This window comes from Paraburkholderia solitsugae (assembly GCF_013177695.1).
GTDB lineage: Bacteria > Pseudomonadota > Gammaproteobacteria > Burkholderiales > Burkholderiaceae > Paraburkholderia > Paraburkholderia solitsugae.
This window is the reverse complement of record NZ_WOEY01000189.1, coordinates 1-18,944: the sequence shown is the minus strand read 5'-3', so window position 1 is coordinate 18,944 and position 18,944 is coordinate 1. Positions and strand designations below refer to the sequence as shown.

General features: G+C 61.4%; 14 protein-coding genes and 1 pseudogene. 7 read left to right on the top strand and 8 right to left on the bottom strand.

The window, feature by feature from the left end:
- Positions 1-10 precede the first annotated feature (10 nt).
- The 3 genes from nirD to GNZ12_RS43520 are packed head-to-tail and all read left to right on the top strand — an operon-like array spanning position 11 to position 4,462.
- Positions 11-358 (top strand): nitrite reductase small subunit NirD, encoded by a 348-nt coding sequence (gene nirD, locus GNZ12_RS43530; RefSeq protein ID WP_172319134.1) that lies wholly within the window; start codon positions 11-13, stop codon positions 356-358.
- Positions 355-1,626, top strand: a complete 1,272-nt coding sequence (locus GNZ12_RS43525) for an NAD(P)/FAD-dependent oxidoreductase (RefSeq protein WP_172319132.1) — start codon at positions 355-357, stop codon at positions 1,624-1,626. The genes nirD and GNZ12_RS43525 overlap by 4 nt, the downstream gene beginning before the upstream one ends.
- Positions 1,627-1,666: 40 nt before the next feature.
- Positions 1,667-4,462 carry a nitrate reductase gene (locus tag GNZ12_RS43520; protein ID WP_172319176.1) on the top strand — a complete coding sequence of 932 codons (2,796 nt, stop codon included), beginning with the start codon at positions 1,667-1,669 and terminating at the stop codon, positions 4,460-4,462.
- A 381-nt stretch (positions 4,463-4,843) separates the two neighbouring features.
- Here the strand turns inward: GNZ12_RS43520 and GNZ12_RS43515 are convergent, their stop codons facing one another.
- The 3 genes from GNZ12_RS43515 to GNZ12_RS43505 all read right to left on the bottom strand — a co-directional run bounded on the left by GNZ12_RS43515 (position 4,844) and on the right by GNZ12_RS43505 (position 7,232).
- Entirely contained in the window at positions 4,844-6,367 is a 1,524-nt protein-coding gene (locus tag GNZ12_RS43515; protein ID WP_216673594.1) for a sensor domain-containing diguanylate cyclase, read from the bottom strand.
- Positions 6,368-6,554: 187 nt separating this feature from the next.
- On the bottom strand, positions 6,555-6,737 hold the full coding sequence (locus tag GNZ12_RS43510; RefSeq protein WP_172319130.1) for a DUF2934 domain-containing protein: 183 nt from the start codon (positions 6,735-6,737) through the stop codon (positions 6,555-6,557).
- A 288-nt stretch (positions 6,738-7,025) separates the two neighbouring features.
- A complete protein-coding gene (locus GNZ12_RS43505; RefSeq protein ID WP_172319128.1) occupies positions 7,026-7,232 on the bottom strand; it encodes a hypothetical protein in 207 nt (68 codons plus the stop codon).
- A 734-nt stretch (positions 7,233-7,966) separates the two neighbouring features.
- On the opposite strand from GNZ12_RS43505, the gene GNZ12_RS43500 reads away from it, so the two are divergent.
- Together GNZ12_RS43500 and GNZ12_RS43495 are read left to right on the top strand one after the other, a co-directional pair.
- Positions 7,967-8,239, top strand: coding sequence for a DUF1488 family protein (locus GNZ12_RS43500; protein WP_172319126.1), 273 nt, complete (start codon positions 7,967-7,969; stop codon positions 8,237-8,239).
- A 481-nt stretch (positions 8,240-8,720) separates the two neighbouring features.
- Complete coding sequence (locus GNZ12_RS43495; protein ID WP_235994100.1) at positions 8,721-9,008, top strand: hypothetical protein; 288 nt, start codon at positions 8,721-8,723, stop codon at positions 9,006-9,008.
- A gap of 483 nt (positions 9,009-9,491) precedes the next feature.
- On the opposite strand, the gene GNZ12_RS43490 is transcribed toward GNZ12_RS43495, so the two are convergent.
- Entirely contained in the window at positions 9,492-11,012 is a 1,521-nt protein-coding gene (locus tag GNZ12_RS43490; protein ID WP_172319124.1) for a sensor domain-containing diguanylate cyclase, read from the bottom strand.
- A gap of 1,310 nt (positions 11,013-12,322) precedes the next feature.
- Between GNZ12_RS43490 and GNZ12_RS43485 the strand changes: the two genes are divergently transcribed.
- Positions 12,323-13,618: an NRAMP family divalent metal transporter gene (locus tag GNZ12_RS43485; protein ID WP_172319122.1), complete on the top strand. Its 1,296-nt coding sequence runs from the start codon at positions 12,323-12,325 to the stop codon at positions 13,616-13,618.
- Positions 13,619-14,241: 623 nt separating this feature from the next.
- Here the strand turns inward: GNZ12_RS43485 and GNZ12_RS43480 are convergent.
- The 3 genes and pseudogenes from GNZ12_RS43480 to GNZ12_RS43470 form a co-directional block, all read right to left on the bottom strand.
- A pseudogene (locus GNZ12_RS43480) lies at positions 14,242-14,789 on the bottom strand (DUF2252 family protein); the annotation flags it as partial.
- A 54-nt stretch (positions 14,790-14,843) separates the two neighbouring features.
- Positions 14,844-15,173, bottom strand: a complete 330-nt coding sequence (locus GNZ12_RS43475) for a hypothetical protein (protein ID WP_172319120.1) — start codon at positions 15,171-15,173, stop codon at positions 14,844-14,846.
- Between the two features lie 108 nt (positions 15,174-15,281).
- Complete coding sequence (locus GNZ12_RS43470) at positions 15,282-15,476, bottom strand: hypothetical protein (protein ID WP_172177342.1); 195 nt, start codon at positions 15,474-15,476, stop codon at positions 15,282-15,284.
- Between the two features lie 637 nt (positions 15,477-16,113).
- Here GNZ12_RS43470 and GNZ12_RS43465 point away from each other — a divergent pair.
- Complete coding sequence (locus GNZ12_RS43465; RefSeq protein WP_235994099.1) at positions 16,114-17,037, top strand: helix-turn-helix domain-containing protein; 924 nt, start codon at positions 16,114-16,116, stop codon at positions 17,035-17,037.
- A 22-nt stretch (positions 17,038-17,059) separates the two neighbouring features.
- Here GNZ12_RS43465 and GNZ12_RS43460 read toward each other — a convergent pair whose 3' ends face one another.
- Positions 17,060-18,367 (bottom strand): MFS transporter, encoded by a 1,308-nt coding sequence (locus GNZ12_RS43460; protein WP_172319116.1) that lies wholly within the window; start codon positions 18,365-18,367, stop codon positions 17,060-17,062.
- Positions 18,368-18,944 lie beyond the last annotated feature (577 nt).

Sequence of the window (18,944 nt, the reverse complement as noted above, 5' to 3'; positions counted from 1 at the left end):
GGAGCTCAGCATGAACAACGATCGACTTCCGCAATCCTGGATGCCCGTGTGCGCGCTCGACGACATCGTGCCGAATACCGGCGTGTGTGCGCTTGTCAATGGCGGGCAGGTCGCGGTGTTTCACGTCGCGCACGGTGACGGCAGCGTGTTCGCGATCGACAACTTCGATCCGGGTTCGCAGGCGGCGGTGCTCTCGCGTGGGCTGATCGGCAGCCTCGGCGAGCGCATCGTGGTGGCCTCGCCGATCTACAAGCATCATTTCGATCTGCGCACCGGCGAGTGCCTCGAGGCGCCCGAGAATTCAGTCAACGCCTACCCGGTGCGTGTCGAGAGCGGTCAGGTGTGGGTCGCGGCATGAGATACGAATACGCCGAGCAGACCTCAGGCGGCACATCGCTCACCGCGCCTTCCCGCCCGCGTCTCGTTGTCATCGGCAACGGCATGGCAGGCATGCGCACAGTCGAGGAACTGCTCAAGCTCGCACCGGATCTCTACGACATCACCGTATTCGGTGCCGAGCCGTACGGCAACTACAACCGCATCCTGCTCTCGCCGGTGCTCGCGGGCGAGAAGTGTGTCGACGAGATCATCCTCAACACGCGTGACTGGTATGTAGACAATGGTATCCGGCTGCATGCGGGCGACCCGGTGGTCGCAATTGACCGCAAACGCCGCATCGTGCGCTCGCAAAGCGGCATCGAGGTGAGCTACGACCGGCTGCTGATTGCGACCGGCTCGAAGCCATTCCTGATTCCCGTGCCAGGTAACCAGCTGCCGGGCGTGATTGCGTTTCGCGACATCCAGGACGTCGAATCGATGCTCGCCGCGGCGCGCAGTCACCGTCACGCCGTGATCATCGGCGGTGGCCTGCTCGGGCTCGAAGCGGCGAACGGGCTCATGCGCCAGGGCATGTCGGTCACGGTCGTGCACGACACCGACAGCCTGATAGACCGCCAGCTCGACAGGAGCGCATCGGCCCTGCTGCTACAGACGCTGGAGAAGAAGGGCTTGCGTTTCCTGCTGAAAGCCCGCACCAGCGAAATCGTCGGGCCGGAGCGTGTCACTGCCGTGCGTTTTAACGACGGCACGGAGATTCCTGCCGACCTGGTTGTCATGGCCGCCGGCGTGCGCCCGAATGTCGACCTCGCGAAGCAGGCCGGCTTGCACTGCGAGCGGGCGATTGTCGTCGACGACACGTTGCAGACCTACGATCCGCGTGTCTACGCGGTCGGCGAATGCGTGCAGCACCGCACGGCGACCTTCGGCCTCGTGGCACCGATCTGGGACCAGGCGCGTGTCTGCGGCGCGCATCTGGCTGGTGCGGGCCACCGCCGTTACGTGCAGCGCGCGACGGCGACCAAGCTGAAAGTCACTGGCGTCGACCTTTATTCTGCTGGCGATTTCACCGGCGGCCCGGACAGTGAAGACCTGGTGCTGCGCGATCCGCGACGCGGGGTCTACAAGCGCCTCGTGATCGAGGATAGCCGGGTGATCGGCGCCGTCCTCTACGGCGACGTCAAGGACGGCGCGTGGTACTTCGAGCTGATCCAGAACCGGACCGACATTTCTCCGCTGCGCAGCCAGCTGCTGTTCGGCAAGGCTCTATGCGAGGCTCAGGCCGCCTGAACCGGAACCCAACGTGAGTGTCCCTATCATCATCTCCCGCATGCCGGATAGCAGCCAGAATGGCGTCCGGACCACCTGTCCCTATTGCGGCGTCGGCTGCGGCGTACGCGCGACTCCACGCCCGGACGGCCAGCCCGACATTGCCGGCGACGAACACCATCCGGCAAACGCCGGCCGCCTGTGCGTGAAGGGCTCGGCACTCGGCGAAACGGTCGGGCTCGATGGACGCCTGCTGCATCCGAAGCTGCGCAAGCCGGGCAGCGGCGAGTTGCGCGACGTGTCGTGGAACGATGCGCTCGACACGGTCGCTGACGGCTTTCGACGAATCATCGGTCAGCACGGCCCAGAGGCGGTCGCGCTCTACGTCTCGGGACAACTGCTGACAGAGGACTACTACGTCGCCAACAAGCTGATGAAGGGCTATGTCGGCAGCGCGAACATCGACACCAATTCGCGTCTGTGCATGTCGTCATCGGTCGCAGGGCACAAGCGTGCGTTCGGCGAAGACCTGGTGCCGGTCTGCTACGAAGACCTCGAACTGGCGGACCTCGTCGTGCTGGTCGGATCGAACACCGCGTGGTGCCATCCGATCCTGTTCCAGCGGATTGTCAAGATCAAGGAAACGCGACCCGATATGAAGGTCGTGGTAATCGACCCGCGTTATACCGCGACCTGCGAGATGGCCGACCTGCACCTGCCGCTGAAGGCGGGCTCCGACGTCCGGCTGTTCAACGGGTTGCTCAGTTTTCTCGCGGAACACGATACGACGGATGCACGGTTCGTCGATGCGCACACGACCGGTTACGCGCAGGCGCTCGATGCTGCCTCAACCGACGTGGCGAACGGCTTTGACCTCGCGCAATGCGCGAAGGCCTGCAAGATCGACGCACACGATCTGCTCGAGTTTTATCGGCTCTTCGCGCGGACCGAGCGCGTGGTGACGGTCTATTCCCAGGGCGTGAACCAGTCGACCTCCGGTACTGATAAGGTCAACAGCATCATCAATTGCCATCTGCTGACAGGTCGCATCGGCAAGCCGGGGATGGGGCCGTTCTCGTTTACCGGGCAGCCGAACGCGATGGGTGGGCGTGAAGTGGGCGGCCTCGCGAACATGCTGGCAGCACACCTGGAGCTCGACAATCCGCGCCATCGCGAACTCGTGCAGACTTTCTGGAGCTCGCCCGCCATCGCACAGCGGCCAGGTCTCAAGGCGGTCGAGTTGTTCGGCGCGATCGAGTCAGGCCGGATCAAGGCCGTCTGGATCATGGGCACGAACCCGGTTGTGAGCTTGCCGGACGGCGATCAGGCGAAGCGCGCGCTCGCGCGCTGCGAACTCGTCGTCAGCTCCGACATTGTTGAAAACACGGACACCAACGCGTTTGCCCACGTCCTGCTGCCGGCACTCGGCTGGGGCGAGAAAGACGGCACTGTCACCAACTCCGAGCGCAGGATCTCGCGCCAGCGGGCGTTCCTGCCGGCACCGGGCGAAGCGCGTGCCGACTGGCGGATCATCTGCGACGTCGCGCAGCGCATGGGGTATGCCGGTTTCGATTTTTCCGCTCCGCATGAGATCTTCGACGAGCATGCGCGGTTGAGTGCTTATCGTAACGAGGCGGGCAACGGCAGCGAAACCACTGACAGCCTCGGGACAACAGGCAACGGACACATCGAAGGCAATGTGCCGCGTGTGTTCAATCTGGGCGGCCTCGTCGCGCTCGGCCGCGAGCGTTACGATGCGCTGCAGCCCATCCAGTGGCCGGTACTGGCGGTGAACGGTGCGGCGCAGCGCGGTACCGCGCGTCTCTTCGGTGATCGCCGCTATGCCCACGCGGACGGCAAGGCACGTTTCGTCGCAACACCACCGCGCGCACCGATCCACGCGCCGGACGACGAGTATCCGCTGACGCTGAATACCGGCCGGGTGCGCGACCAATGGCACACGATGACCCGCACGGGCAAGTCGGAGAAGCTCGCCGGCCACGTGACGGAGGCCTTCGTTGATCTGCATCCGCAGGACGCGCTGTCGTGCGGCGTGCGTGAAGGTGAACTTGCGCGCGTGTCGAGCCGCTGGGGCACGATGGTTGCACGTGTGCAGCATGGCGGTGGCATGTCGCGAGGCAGCGTATTCGTGCCGATCCACTGGAGCGACCAGGTCGCGTCCGACGCGCGTGTCGGCGCAGTGGTAAATCGCGAGGTCGATCCGGTCTCCGGGGAGCCCGAGTTCAAACACACGCCGGTTCGTGTCGACAGGTTTGACGTCGCCTGGCACGGTTTCTCGTTGAGCCGTCACGCCCCGGTGCTGGACGACGTGACCTACTGGACGCGCGTCCGCGGCACGCAGTTCGTGCGCTACGAACTCGCGGGGCGCAAGCCGCTCAACGATCACGGTGGCTGGGCGCAAGCGCTGCTTGGTATTGACGATCCGCACGCCGACTGGCTCGAGTACGAGGACAGCGCGGCGGGCGTCTATCGCGCCGTGTACCTGGTCGACGAGCGTATCGAGAGTTGCATCTTCGTATCGGCGCGCCCCGAGTCGCAGTTGCCGTCGCGAACGTGGCTTGCGGGCCTGTTCGGCAAGGACAGGCTCGACGAAGAGGATCGTGCTGGCCTGCTGGCCGGACAGCCAATTGGCAAGGGCGTTGATACGGGGCCCACGGTCTGTTCGTGTTTCGGTGTGGGACGCAATACGATCTGCACGGCGATCCGTGAGCAAGGGCTAAAGACGGCGGCGGAGATCACCGCATGTCTGAAGGCCGGTGGGAACTGCGGGTCCTGCGTGCCGGAACTGAAAAAGCTGCTGGTCGACACCGAGCTGGAACGGCTGAGCATCGCATAAAGGAGACTGAAGTTTCATGATGAAGAGACTTAAAACCATGCTGGCCCTGATCAAACCTGGCGACAATCTCCTGGGTTGCCATGACGACGACAAGGTTATTCCGTCAGGTTCGGAGGGCGTCGGGGAAGGGCATCTGCGACATACGGCGAACCTTCGCGCCTCACATCTGGGCGAACGAGGGCGACATGAACGTACGCGACGCCGCACCCGCAACCCGGGCGCGGCCGTGAGGCAGGCGCATCCCGGCACGCCACGGTCGCATCGCCATTGATTGCATTGAAGGGGAGCGGTATTCACACGCTGCTCTGTGCGACTAACGCCGCAGTTCTGACATGGTCGTTTCGGCGAGACAGTCGCGCGGGGACTTGAGTAGTCGGCTCTTTACGAAACCCGAGACAGCGAAACCCGATTCCGGCCGGTCGCTTTCGCGTTGTACAGTGCTTCGTCGGCTTCCTTGATTACCGCAGTCACATCGTCGTCGCTCTGTGGCGTGCAGCTTACTGCGCCGATACTTGCCGTCACGCATCCGTGCTCGCTGCCTGCGTGTTCGATGCCGCAATTGCATATGGCGCGGCGAATCTTTTCTGCGATCTCCGATGCGCCTGCGGCCGGCGTGTCCGGAAGGACGACGATGAACTCCTCACCGCCGTAACGTGCGGCCGTATCCGCAGGTCGCCGGATGCTGTCTGTGATGCATCGCGCGACTGCCGCCAGTGCATCATCTCCAACCTGATGACCATAGGTATCGTTGTAGGCCTTGAACCGATCAATATCGACGAACAGCAAGGACACGACACTACGCGTGCGTTTCGCGCGGCGCCATTCGGCATCAAGAATTTCGCCAAGACTGCGACGGTTGTTCAGCCCCGTCAGTCCGTCGATTCGCGCGAGGAGTTGTAACTCTGACTCAGCACGCATTCGCCGGCGCAGCTGGATTCCCAGCAGGGCCGCCAGGCCGATGAATGTTGAGCCGAACAGCACCATCAGCGAACCGATCGTCAGCGCCCGGCGACGCCACGCCGCGTAGATGTCCTGTTCCGCGGCCGCAGCCATGATGATCACGGGCGTGTTGGGGAAATTCCTGAACCAGTAGAGACGGCGAATACCGTCGATCGACGCGGTATCGCCGAAGCTACCTTCCTGCTCAGCCATGAAGTGACGGAACGTGCTCGCATTCTTGATGTCGCGCCCGACTATGCGCGGATCATAGGGCTGGCGCATGAGCATCACACCATCCTTGCCGATCAGCGACAGCGAACCATGCGGACCGAGCGAAAGTCCCGCGAAGAGGGTGTGGAAATATTCAAGGTTGACCGACAGCAGCACGATGCCGGCGAACGAGCCGTCGGGATTCGAGATGCGCCGGGTGAGCGCGATGCTCGGCGCTCCCGCTCTCAGCCGCGACGCATAGGGATCGCTGACATACACGCCCGCTGCCGGGTTGTCGCGTTGGACCGTGAAATACTCGCGGTCGGCGAAGTTACCTTGGCGTGGCACATCGCTACCGGAATCAAGAATGATATCGCCTCTTGCATCGTGAACGAGCATTGAACCGAGATATTTTGCGCTGGCCGCGCGATCGAACAGCACCTCTCGGCGCAGTCGGGGCGACAGGGCCATGACCTCGGGATCCTTGAGTCCGTCCACCACAGCCTGCAACGACAGCCCATAGAGTTCGAAATTGCGTTCGATGTCGCGCTCGGCTATAAGCGCAATGTCGAGCAAGGTTTCGCGCGTATGGTTCAGTGCGTCCTGCCGGCTCTCGTAAAGAACCATCCCGCAGAGACCGACCATGACGATGGCGATGACGGCACCGGACCCGGCGACGAGGAGCGAAGACGCAACGAGCTTTCGTTGGATGACCCCGATGAAATCAGCGATCAAACCATTTCCTGTTCTTATCATCATTATCGGACGAGGTGAATCAGGCTGGCCATGTCTCTGGTCGGCGTCGAAGGAGGTGCATTATGGGCAATGAGGCTTGCCCGCGGTTCGCCGGTCGCGCTGCGCGCCACTGGCCCGTGCTGAGGCAGGAGCCTACATCAATTCTGGTGAATATGGGAACGCTATGCCGATGGGCCAGCCGCAGTCTTTAGCCAGGAGCCACGGCGTCCAAATCCGGAGGATCGGGAGGCACTGGAAGCCCGAATTCCCTCTCGATGAGCGTTCGGGCGATTTGCCAATACTCGTCAGCACATCCTTCGAGGCTGCCGTCGTGTTGCCAGAGCTGACAGGCGCGCTCGCGGATTCTTTCGGCAAAACTCAGATTGTGCATGCAGTCATCTCCCTCCGAAACGGAGATCCCGCGCGAGATACCTGAGCACCCTAAGCCTCAATCATCTGCACCTTTGAAAACATACTTTTCATCGACGGTGACGCATCACGTCCCAACACTCGCGAGGGTCCATCTGCCTGAGCATCCTCCGACGCATCAATTCGCGATGGTAATGACTAGCCACCAGCAGCGCGGCGACACCCAGCCCGAAAAATCCCACGGCAATTCCCGCCTACGAGTCACTCACGGAAGACTCCTTGACTGAAGAACTGGATCACCCGGTCAGTGTCATTTGTCGTTAAGCATGCGAGCGGCAGCTTTGAGAAAAAGCTTGCCGTGGTCGGTAACGAGAGGGCGTTGTTGACCGGAGGCGAGTTGCTCCAGTGTGACAAGTTGACGTTCAAGGAGCGCTTCCAGATCCGCACGATCCAGGCTCAGCGGGTCCGGTGCGTCCCTAAGCAGCATGAGAGTGGCAAATTCATGTGGACTGAGCATCTCCGTCTTCTGGCTACACCTGCGTTTCGCTGGCAACCTGATCCGCCGTTCTCGCTTTGCGAGCGGGATCATTCGGGGATGGCGGCAGGGTGCCCAATTCAGCGGTGGATGCATGTCGCGCGCCAAGGTGCCCATCTTAATATCGAGACAAGTCAAAGATCAATATTGGGGAAAGAATTTTCCAGGCGACGTGGAGGGACGCCGGGTTGCGCAAGTGTGTCGTGCTTCAATGTCGTCAGGTGGCGGAAAAGTCACGTCTCCGATGTCGCCGCCGGGTAGTAGGGGAAGCCTCTGGGTCGTACCTGCCCGGCTCGCAGTCGCCGGTCGACCCGGCCGCCGACAGGATAGCCAGGAGGGCGAGCCCACGGGCGCGGACCTCGTCGGGCCTGGACTCGGTGCGCTTACGGCAATCAGGCGGTCCACAAAAGTGGCCGTGGCGATTGCTGGCCTGAGAACGAACGCGTGGTTGTGCATGGGTGATCGGCTCAGTGCTGCGCGCGCAGACAGGATCAAAACGATTCTACTAACGCAACTAACCGTCTGCGCCAAAAACATCAGCCCTGAAAGTCAAAACCGCTTGGCAGGTAACGGGGCCTGCCTGACCATCGTGCGAATGTAGGTCGCAAAGCGCTCCGTCAACAACGACGCTGGTTTTCGTTCGATCGATTCTGGTAAATTTGAAAATCAGCGACGCAGTTAATTGGACGTCGCAGACGAATCTGACGAGGTTTCCCATGGACGTTGTTGATCTGGCTCCGGGTGTGTCGCCAGGCGGACGCACGATCGTATTCCACCTGTCCGACCATCAGCGCGAAGTGGAATGCGCGATTACCCGCGAGGCACTCGTAGAGTGTTTCTGGCTGCCCGCTGACGCAGACAGCGACCGTATGCTGAAAACGTTCGCAGACGGCCGCCAACGCATCATCGCGGTTGCGGAAAGACGGATGCGGGCGCGCCCCGATCAGACCATCGAGTTGACCATTGCCGACTTCCTCGCAAAGCGCTAAACCCTGCGAGACAGATTTTTTCAGGGATTCGAAAAAGTGCGCAGCGGCGCCGACCTGGCGGCGCAGTGCCAGCAGACGAATAATTTCGCGGGAAAAGTGGCAACTGGTGATCGGTCTGGAGATGTCCCCAGACTTGCTCATTGTGCGCTCGCGCCCGGCAAAAACAAGCGTACGACACAGTCTCGTCTGCTTTGCACCAGGGTCATCGGGGCTACGGCCAGGCGTTTCCGGCTAATGCCGGCCGAAAATCCCCTGAGCAGTCCCGCTATAATCTGCCCGTTCTCAAAGCGCTCCTTCCAACTTCGAATCCGTGTCTTCCAGACGAAACAGGCCGCGCAGTGCCCGGCCTTATAAACCGCTGACCAGAGCGCTTCTGTTGCCGATGGATCGGGCGTCGGCAAATGCACAGTCTCTCGCCAGTCATCTTGCGCTGGTGGCATGCCGGAGTGGTCACGGAAACGGACATCTCGTCAACGAATTGATGCGAGTGGTATATCTGGGCTGGTTTCTACAGCGAGCCGGATATGGTAGCTGTCCGACCGAGCAATTCAGGATTGCCGAGTACGCCGTTGAGGCGACTCTGTCACATGCGCGCGAGCGTGGCGAATGGCGGCTACCGGCCGGGACAATCGTCGACTTCGAAGCACTGCTGGCCCTTTACGACTCGCAACTCGCCCGTGCGCCGCTGCACGAAGTGCTCGCGGCGGAGCAGAAGCTCCGGGCATTCCTGGCCGGAACGTCCCGTTCTCCGATTCCCGCGGATGCCTGATTCTGGCCGGGGCAGGTCGCGATCGTCGGGCGTTATGCGGCAGTCGGCCTGCGGGTCTACGCGATCACCAGGGGTTGGCCGTCCGGTTGATTACACAAGCGATGGCTATTCCGGTCTTTATCTGGGTGAGCCGACATCGCGAGAAAGGTTAAGCGGGGTACCTACTCAATGGAGGCAACACCACACGAGGGCGGGCGTCACACAACGACCCTTCCTGCGACGTCCCGGCGAAGATGTGCACGAATGCCATGGTCATGTCATTGGTCTTTGACCACGAAGTCAGGCGCTTTCTGCGTGGCAACACGGTCCGTTGGCGGGCGAGCCGCCGTCATCCTGGATTGGAGCGACGTTCTCAACCTGTCTGGCGGCCTATCGTGGGCGCCAATCTTATATGGGAAAATCAGAGTGATGAGCAAGATGAGAGCGGCGTTTACCCGCTGGACGCAACGGGAAGCGTCGCTTTCGACACAGGAGGGACCTATCTCACACGCACGATGCTTCGCATACCCGGTTACGGCCGGTCGATTTAGCTTCATACAGGGCCGAGTCAGCCATCTTCACCAGAACAACGCTATCGTGAATCGCGCGGCCCTGGGACGTGACCACGCCGATGCTCGCGGTTACACAGCCATACTGGCTCTGGACGTGTTCAATATTGAGATCAAATACCGCGTGCCGGATGGTTTCGGCAATATTCGTGGCACCAGTCGCGTCGGTATTAGGAAGGGTCACGACGAACTCTTCGCCTCCATACCGGGCCACGTGGTCGGCCGGTCGGCGAATGCACAGGGCGACGCATTGGGCAACGGCCCGTAGCACGTCATCGCCCGCCTGATGACCATAGTAGTCGTTGAACGCCTTGAACTGATCGATGTCGACGAACAGCAACGAGAGTGGACGGCCCGTGCGGTTGGCCTGTTGCCATTCCTTGCGCAACGTTTCGTCAAAGGTTCCCCGGTTGCTCAGCCCCGTGAGCGCGTCGGTACGCGCGAGATGCTGCAGTTTCGATTCCGCAAGCTGTCGCCTCATGAGTTCTCGTGACAGCAACAGCGAACCGCCCCCAAGGATCGCGCCGAACACTGCCATCACGATCCCGAGTCGCCAGGCGCGGCGTTGCCACTCAGCGTAAATGTCGCTCTCGGCAGGCGCCACGTCGACGATGATCGGAAGTCCAGACAGGTGCCTGTAGACGTAAAGCCTGCGAATGCCATCGATCGACGCAGTGCCGGCGAACGCACCCTCATCGGTCGCCATTGCGCGGATGAACACGGGAGCGCTCTGGATGTTCCGTCCAACTACCTTTGGGTCGTAGGGCAGCCGCGTAATCATCGTTCCGTTGGTCTCGATCACGGCCGCCGTACCACGCTCGCCGACGGACAGGCCGTCCAGCAGGGCGCGGAAATAGTCGACACTGAGCGTCCCGACTACAACTCCGCCGAAGGATCCGTCTGCGTGCGTAATCCGGCGGCTCAGGGCAATTGTGAGTGCCCCGTTTCGCAGCCGTGACGCGTAGGGTTTGCTGATGAAGAGGCCTGGGCTTCTGTTGCCGCGATGAACGGCGAAATAGTCCCGGTCAGCGAAGTTGCCTACGCGTGCCGGAATGAATCGGGAGTCCAGGATGATGTCGCCACGCTCATTCATCACGAAGATGGAGCCGAGATATTTGCCCGAAGCGGCGCGGTCGAAGAGCACCTCACTTCGCAAATTCGGGGGGAGTGCCATTACCTGCGGATCGTTCACCCCATCCACTACTGCCTGCAAGGAGAGACCGTAGAGTTCAATGTTACGGGCGATATCCCGCTCGATGACTAGCATCAGGTTCCGCGCGTTCTCCTCGGCGTGGTTGTAGGCATCGTTGCGGGACTCGAATAGTACCCACGCGCACAGGCCGCACATGAACAGGATCAGCAGGACCCCCGCGACGATTACGCCTGACGGCGACAGCACCTGCGACGCGGCTGACGAAACAGTTCGGCGCCCAAGGGCCGACAATGGCAAACGCATAGAGCCTCATGAGACGAATTCGTGTACGCGCCTGGAAGGATCTCGCCTTGGATGGGAGGGCTCGCGTAGTCCTGGAGTAGTGGATCGTCGCTATCTCTCGTGCGGCACTTCAGACCCAAACGGGTCTGATTATCGTCGCATTGGAGTCGAAAAGACCGATACCTGAGCACTTTACTGGGTAGAGAAAACCGTCTGTCCGGATAGCGCCGGGAGCTGGCGTCGCATACTCGAACTACATTCTCGCTGCCCCCGGCAAATGGTTCAGGATCAACGCTACATGATCTCAGCCCGAAGCAATTCATGGATTAAAGCGGACTTCTGCGGGCCTATTGGCGGCTATGACTTACGAAGGAGAAATGGCGTCCCCACCTATGCAGCGTCGCCGACCGCCCTATGTTTGGGGCGATGTGCCACCTTCACCAAAAACGGCAGATGGCCGGGTACGGCCTTGCACATCTCCCGTCGTGACCTGGCCCCGACGCTCCCTACAGGTGGACTGCGACGGCTAGGACAAGTGCGGTTCCCCGTGCCGCGTGAATCGTCGGATTCGTATTTTCTGATTGATAAAGGCGTTCTTTGCTGCGCCGCAAAAAAATTGAGAGCTCCGAGCGAGCATGGGGCACCAGGCGTTGCGCCGAGCGGCAGACGGTCGTCAATGGTTGAGCAGTCGCGGGACATGCGCCAGCAGTGCCGGCCGGGCCACAGGCTTTGGCATATAGCAGTCGAAACCCGCTTCGTAGATCTGCGTGGGGATTTGCTTTGACGGTGTCCGATCTGTTACGGCGACCAGCACGACGGCACGTCCTTGCCTGCATACACTCCGGATTCTGTGTCCCACGTCATACCCACTGGCGCCGGGCATGTCGATATCCAGGGAGTGCCGCGTCGGGTGACCATCCCTGAAACAGCGCAAGCACCTGCGTTCCGTCGCGGGCGATGTGGACGTCGAACCCGAGCGACGCAAAGTAGCATGCCCGTGCTTCAACGGAGCCTGCGTCATCATCAGCCAGAAGCAGCCTGGTCGTCATATCAGCTCCTGGGCGGGAAGCCGGATGTCAATCCATTGAGGGTCTGCGTGACACGGAGCAAGGCGCGTTCCATGTTTTCACGGCACGGAAAGAGGGTGGTCGGCGTTACCCAGTCAGAGCGCGGGCCGAACGATGAGCGGGGCGCCAGGTATAACTATTGCGCCTCCACCGGCGCGGATCGTCGCAGGAACAAGCGCCGGGCGGATGTCTTGCGGACAACGTCACAGGCGGCCAGCCGAAAGCGACGAACGGCGTGTCAATCCTGTTAGTGTCGGAGGCCGAATGGAAACCGGGATCACCCCGCCGTCGACGCCTGGCGTCCCAACGAATGCCTGGCTCGAGAAGTTAGGTCCAGGAGTGGTCACCGGCGCGGCCGATGACGACCCAAGCGGTATTGCCACCTATTCCCAGGCCGGGGCGGCATTCGGCTACAGCATCCTGTGGACGGTCCTGCTGACCTATCCGCTAATGGTTGCGATCCAGATCATCAGCGCACGGATCGGTCGCGTCAGTGGTCGTGGGCTGGCGACAAATATCCGGCGCCATTACCCGGTGTCGCTACTCTACGGCACAGTCGTGCTGCTGCTGTTGGCCAATACGATCAACATTGCCGCTGATCTCACCGCGATGGGTGCCGCCGTGAACCTCGTGGCTGGCGGTCCAACGCGGGTCTATACAATCGGACTGGCGGCGTTTTCGCTGGTGCTGCAGGTTTTCGTGCCGTACAAAAGCTACGTGCGGGTGCTCAAGTGGCTCACACTCGCGCTGTTTGCGTATGTGGGTGTCGTATTCACCGTCCGGATTCCCTGGATGACCGTGGCAAGCCAGACCGTGTTTCCCCATCCGTCGTGGAATAGCGCGTATCTCACGACTATCGTTGCGGTGTTCGGTACGACCATCAGCCCCTATCTGTTTTTCTGGCAGGCCTCCCAGGAGGTCGAGGAACTGCAGGCAGCCGACGAACAGCATGCGCTGAAGAAGGCGCCGTCGCAGGGACCGGCGAACCTGAAGCGCATCGGCATCGACACACGGATCGGCATGGGTTTTTCTAACCTGATCGCATTCTTCATCATCCTCACAACCGCCGCGACGCTCCATACGCATCACATCACGGACATCCAGACATCGTCACAGGCCGCCTCGGCACTGAAGCCGATCGCGGGTCAGTTTGCGTTCCTGCTCTTCAGCCTCGGCATCGTCGGCACCGGGCTGCTGGCATTACCGGTCCTGGCCGGCTCCGCGGCCTACGCGATGGCCGGCGCGTTCCGGTGGAAGAACAGTCTGGAACTGGCGCCACGGCTGGCCAAGCGGTTCTACAGCGTCATCGTACTCGCCACGGTGATCGGTCTCGCGCTCGGTTTCACGCCAATCGATCCGATCAAGGCGCTCTTCTGGAGTGCGGTCATCAATGGCGTCACGTCGGTCCCCATCATGGTGCTCATGATGAAGATGGCGTCACATCCGGACATCATGGGGAAGTTCGGCATTTCAGGCAGTCTGCGGATCGTCGGCTGGCTGGCGACGGGCGTGATGGGTGTTGCGGTGACCGCAATGTTCGTCCTGCTGGCGGTTCACTGAGCCGCGGCGCGACATGGGCAGCCCTTGAAGGTGTCGTGCGCAAACGAAGGTTTCCTGTGGCGGGTCGCCGGATTCCGGCTTGAGCCTCCGCACAGGCAGCAACGGCTCCGGCCGTACGCCGCCGCCGGCACGCACCGGTGCTAAAGCCCGTGGGCGGGACCGCCCGGCGCCTCCAGTATCTTCGGGCCGCCTTGGGCAGGGCGGGATCGGCGCTTTCCAGACCGGTCGACCCCGCCGGATGCCAGTTGTGCAATTGCGGTAACAGCCGTGCAGGTTGCCACGCTCAATGGAAATTGAGATACAGGATGTATCAGAACGATGAGAGGTACACCCAGAAACCAGCCGGACAGGTACGGCAGGATGTTTCGTCGTGGTGTGATGCGGCCCCACGCAGACGATTCAGTGTGACATTTGCCTGGCGCGGCTCATGAGGCCAGGAGACGAGGAATAGTGTCTGGTGGAGTCCGTCCTCGCTGAACGATCGGCACGTTGCTGGCGCCACCGCGGACAGGCAGGTCGCGAAGGAAACAGAACGCGGCGCAGGATGACCTGCGAAATACTGCAGATCTGCCAGCCGCATGCCCACGCGCGGGCGATCGTCTGGACTTGCCTGCGATCCCGGTTCAGCTGAGCGGCCTGTCGAGCGCATAACGCTGGCAATGCCCCTGGCAGGCAACTTCATGGAGACCCGTCAATTCAATCACACTGCGCCAGAGCCATGATGGCGCATCCAGTGATTTCGGCCGGTTGCGCTGCAACTCCGCAAGCCAGATATCCCGGCTCGCGGCGTCATCTGGCTCGCGTGCGCCCTTCCAATGACAAGAGCAAGAAAATGCGCGGCCTTGACGGCGTCCACCTGGGTCAGCCGGTCAGCGTGCAGTTTCAGGTCCTGTGGCAATAGTTCGCGAACGACGACCGCGCGGCCGCCCAGGCGGGCGGGCACAATCCGGTCACCCAGAAAGGGTGAGGCGTGCCGAGCGCCTTCCACCACCCGCCTGGCATTGTCCCGCGGCATGCGAAGCCCGGCGTAACGTGGCGCCGCAGCGGTGGCGGCTTCCTTGACGTCGACCAGACACGGACCGCCCCCATCCTGACATGCGCCATCGACATCCAGTAGTACCGCATACCGCAGCCGACCGAGCGAACTGCATCCTTTCACCCAGTACGCCGCGGCGATGCCCTTTCGGCGCGCCACTTAACCGGCTGTGGATGCGGGAGATGGATGTCAGAGGTCACCCTCGTCAATCTCGACAACGAATGGTTCGGCTACCTCGACCGGACGAGAAGGCTCATAGTGAACGCCTCGATGTTGCACGATCTCGCGAACACGCGAGGCAATCCTCGTCTGCTCTCGTTGGTCGCTGCTTTCGTAGCGGTCGATTGCCTCCGTATCGATGACGATGACAAAGGGAGCGTTGCGTCTCGGCGCGTCATCTGGCCCGACCACCTGCCATTCGACAACTACGTGGTTCGGCGCGCTTCCCTCAAGAAATTCAACGTCAGACGGGAATTCGTCGTGGAGCACGAATTTGACCCATTCGGACTCGCGAGACATGGCGAGCTCCTTAAGAACATTTCGGAAATCCTGGGGCCGCGGCAAGGGCCTGGGAGGACGGTCAATCCCGCATATCAGCGAGAGTACGGGCTCACACGGTCCGACGTGTCAGTGAATTCGCGCGAGGGTACGAAGCAGGGAATCTCCGTCCTGCGTAACGCGAGGGAGCACGGCACCACCCGCAAGTTGCTCCATGTCGAGCAGTTGACGTTCGAGCAACGTGTCAAGTTCGTCCCGGTCGGCAATCTGTTCGACGCAGTCCTTGACGAGCATCAATGTCGCAAATTCATGGGGGCTGAGCATACCTGTCTCCTGAGAGTTCGAGTAGGTGCTGGACATGGAATGCGCCGGCTACCGGCTTGTGTGCCGTGCCCGCCAGGCTATGGCGCTCGCTTGCGGCGACGCATTACCCGTGGCGCATCTGGCTGCGGTATGCAGCGGGGAGTTGATGGTAGGCGGAGGTCCGGGAGCTTGGCAATTCGGGACGTCCCGCATATTGGACATGTTGGCCGTAACGCACTTCCAAAGATGCGGCAGCGATTAAGCGCTTGCTTCATCGTCGCGTCTCTCTTGTGAAGGGAACCGGTGAGCGAGTGGACGCTTGGCCACGAAGGGTCGTTTGTGTTGCACGACCCAATGGCTGGTTCTTGGCGAACTGCGGCCCACAATTGACACTCAACGTACTCTTACCTGTATGAGCAGGTTTGACCGTGCGTGGCAGCTCCCGAAAAATTCCAGACCCGTTTTTCGAAAAATTCACGCCGGGCAGATTTTCGGTTAAATTCCCAAAGCGTCTACTCCAGAAGACGTCCTGGCACATTCCAGTAAAGAACTTCTTCGCATGAACTCCTGCGCACACACGGTTGATGTCTGCCGTCCGCTGCAACACGGCATTGCCCATAGTCATTTCAGCGTGCGGGGGGAAGCGCCACAGCGGCGCTTGCTCGCCTGGCGGGATCGGGTCGGTCATCTTATTGACGTGCTGCCCTCGCGATCTGATCTGGAGAGGCCGTTCCAGGCTTCGATTGACCGCTATCAGGTTGGCGAGCTTGTATTGACGGATTGCCGGTCGGACCTGGTTGTGCTCGAGCGCTCACTGGCCCGGATCTCGACAGACCGGGTACGCGACTTCGTCTTTCATGTGTTTCTGGAGGGCGCGGTTGAGAACGTCGCCGTGCGCACCTCGCGGCGCGATCCCACGCCCTCAGCCGCAAGCATCCTTGCACTGGATATGAATCAACCCGTTCGAATGCAACGCCAGGCATGCAGGGTGATCGCGTTTTTCGTGCCGGGCGAGTTGGTGCAGGAAGTCTTTCCTGATCCAGAGGCCATCCACGGCCGTGTGCTCCATGGTTCGACGCCGCTCGAGCGACTGATCATCGAACACGTTGCGGCGTTCAGTCGGACAATCGCATGCATGAGCGCCGGCGAGGCGGACGGCGCCATACGCGCGGTGGCCAAGCTCCTTGTCGCCGCGTTTGGACGGCAGGCGCGCCTGAGCGGCGACACGCGCGCTGCAGCCCGGGCAGCCGTGTTCGGTCAAGTACGGCGCTATATTCAGGCGCACCTGACTGAAGATGAACTCTCCCCCGAAAGTGTGCTAAATGCGCTTCAACTTCCTCGCCCGACCATCTATCGCCTGTTTCAGCATGAAGGCGGCGTTGGCGCTTATATCCGCCACCTGAGGCTACGCCATGCGGCCGATGAACTGATCCGGTATCCGCACTTAGCGGTGATAGAGATTGCCTACGGACTCGGCTTCAAAAGCGCGTCTGATTTTACGCGCGCCTTCCGGCGAGCCTACGACATGGCGCCACAGGATTTTCGGGCTCTAGCTGACAAGATGGTTCAGACGCAGCGATAGGCGTCAATGCGTGCGCGGCGGTTCAGGTTTTGAAGCGCCTTTCCTTGAAAAGCATCAGCGCACAGAAGCTCACCCCACACGCCGGCGCCACATACCAGGCTGCAGACATGGGATCGCCGGTCCATCTGATCAATGCCGTCACGATGAATTGAGCAGTGCCGCCGAACAAGGCGACGTGCAGCGCATGCGAAACGGCCATGCCGCTGGCGCGCACCCGCGCAGGAAGCGCTTCGAGCACAAGCAGGGCGACCGCGCCGGCGCCTAACGCCACCATTGTGCTAATGAGCCCGACGCCGCACAGGATAGGCAGCGCACTGGTCGCACGAGTAATCATCAGAAAGACCGGATAGACCAGAAGCGCCGTGCATCCAGAGGCGAGGAGGGCCAGTGGCTTGCGGCGAGGCAGACTGTCTATGAGACGGCCGGCCAGCGGCGGAATGACGACCAGCAGCAGCGCAGACAACGCGGAAGCCAGAAATCCGATGACGGCGGGCATGTGCATCACGCGAGTCGCATAGCTCGGCATGAAGTAGACGATCGCGTAGACCGGTATGGTTTGCCCCATCATCATCAGCATCGCCAGCAGGATCGTCGTCCCATGTTCGCGACACAGTTCGGCGAGCGGTGTGTCGGCATTTCTGGCGGTGTTGGTGGGAATCGGATCATCGCGAAGCCGATGACGAACGTAGAGACCGACTGGCGCGATCAGCAGACCGATCAGGAATGGGATCCGCCAGCCCCACGAAGCAAGAGCGGCCGGTGACATCGTGCTGGTGAGTAGCACGCCCAGGGTTGCGCCCAGCAACGCGGCCGCGCCCTGGCTAGCGAGCTGCCAGCTGACCAGATAGCCGCGACGCGACACGGGCCCCGCCTCCAGCACGAAAGTCGCGGCAACGCCGATGTCGCCGCCGACGGCAAAGCCCTGCAACGATCGAGCGGCGATGACAACGAGCGGCGCAATCACGCCTATGCTGGCAAACGACAGGCACAGGCCGAGCGCGGCGGTTCCCAGAGCCATCATCCAGCTGGTCCTCGTCATCGCTGCGCGGCGTCCCACGCGGTCCGCGTAAGCGCCGATGATCATCGCGCCAACAGGTCGCATGAAAAAGCCGACGCCGAATGTACCGACGGCCCACAGCAATGAAGTCATCGGATCGTTCGCTGGGAAGAACCGGTCTCCGATCATCACCGCGAAGAAGCCGAAAACGGTGAAATCGAACATTTCGAGGCCAGTCACAAGCGATGCTGCGACAACGGTTTTGAGAAGCTCGCGGGGATTTTCCTGATTGCCGGAAGGCTGGTCGCACGTCGCGAAGGGAGGCGTGAACATTCTTTTGTAAGGTCGTCAGTAATGGCGCATGAGTTTCACGTTGAAAACGCATTCTCGCTACGCGGCGCGTTGCACGATATCACGTGCGCCCCTTCGCTGACCGGCAGCGCACACGTGGCTCTCGCTCCGGGAGTCCGGTCCGGTAACATGGGACGGTCCCTGCCTTGCCAGATGAGGATATTCGATAACGTTTGCGTCTTGACAAAGCGAATGTCCAACGAGGGTGCAAAGCCCTGGTCCGCACTACACCGAAGTCGACGGGCAAAGACTGGCAACTGGGGAAAGGCGCGGCAGATTTGCCAGACGGCCATTCGAAACGTCATTGACGATTGACTGGTGGTGGCTTTGGAACGGACCGTTGTAAATCTCGTCCGATCGGCGGCTTCGGGTCGGCGGCCAATCGTGCGTGCCCGAAAGCGGTCCTCCGTACACAAAATCCGCGATGAGGTACGGAAGCGGCTCCGGCCGGCTGGTACCGTAAGCTACGACAGCATCGTGGAGCGATGAGCCAGAATCATCCGGTTCGATCAAGCAACACCGCTTCGCGACTCCGCAACGTCTGCTGGAGGGCCGCCAA